Here is a 1,053-nt window from a genome sequence, read left to right as displayed (position 1 = left end):
GGGCTTCGACCTCACCCGGCAGACGCCGCTGCGAGTATCGTTGCAGCGCACGGCATCCGACGAGTACCTGCTCGGTGTCGTCGTGCACCACATTGCCGCCGACGGGTGGTCACTCGGTCCGCTGACGCGTGACCTCGCCATGGCCTACGTGGCACGGACCGGCGGTGTGGCGTCCGAGCGCGCGCCGCTGCCCGTGCAGTACGCCGACTTCGCGCTCTGGCAGCACGCGGTGCTGGGCGAGGTCACCGATCCCGAGTCCGCCGCAGCGCGTCAGCTGGGGTTCTGGCGGGAACGGCTGGCAGGTGCGGGGACCGCGACGCTGCCGCTGGATCGGTCGCGACCGGCCGTACGGACCGGCGCCGGTGCCGAGACCGGGCTCGTCGTCCCGGCCGACGTACACGCCGGGCTGCTCCGGATCGCCAAGGCGCACAACGCATCCCTGTTCATGGTGGTGCACGCGGGCCTCGCGGCGCTGCTGAGCCGGATGACCGGCAGCGACGACGTGACGGTCGGTACCGCGATCGCCGGTCGCGGTGAACGGGTGCTCGACGATCTCGTCGGCATGTTCGTCAACACCCTCGCCCTGCGCACACAGGTGGGTGGGCAGCTGAGCTTCGCGGAGCTGCTGACCCAGGCCAAGGAAGCCGACCTGGCCGCCTTCGCCCACGCCGACATCCCGTTCGAACGCCTGGTGGAACTGCTCAACCCCGAGCGCTCGACCGCACGGCACCCGCTGTTCCAGGTGGCGCTGTCGTTCGAGAACCTGCCCGACGCCAGCTTCGAACTGCCGGGTCTGTCGGTTTCGGCCGTCGACTTCGACGTCGACACCGCCAAGTTCGACCTGCTGCTCACCGTGCGTGAAGCGGCAGCGGGCGAGGAAGCAGGCGCCTACGCCGAGTTCTCCTACGCCAGTGCGCTGTTCGATCAGTCGACGGTGGAGAAGTTCGCGCAGCGCTTCCAGCGTCTGCTCGCCGAGGTCGTCGCCGACACCACCACCCCGGTCGGCGACCTCGAACTGCTCGACAGCACCGAACGCGACGAACTGCTCACTCG

At 69.7% G+C, this 1,053-nt stretch carries 1 protein-coding gene; it reads left to right on the top strand.

Annotation, left to right across the window (positions count from 1 at the left end; all coding sequences use genetic code 11):
• A partial coding sequence (locus ACFWUY_RS41975) for a condensation domain-containing protein (protein ID WP_384122441.1) occupies window positions 1-1,053 on the top strand: 1,053 nt, incomplete at both ends.

Origin of the sequence: Streptomyces sp. NPDC058664, assembly GCF_042716635.1 — a bacterium.
In the GTDB taxonomy this organism is placed as follows: Bacteria; Actinomycetota; Actinomycetes; order Streptomycetales; family Streptomycetaceae; genus Streptomyces.
Note: the sequence above shows the minus strand (reverse complement) of the source record. Positions and strands in the feature narration are given on the sequence as shown.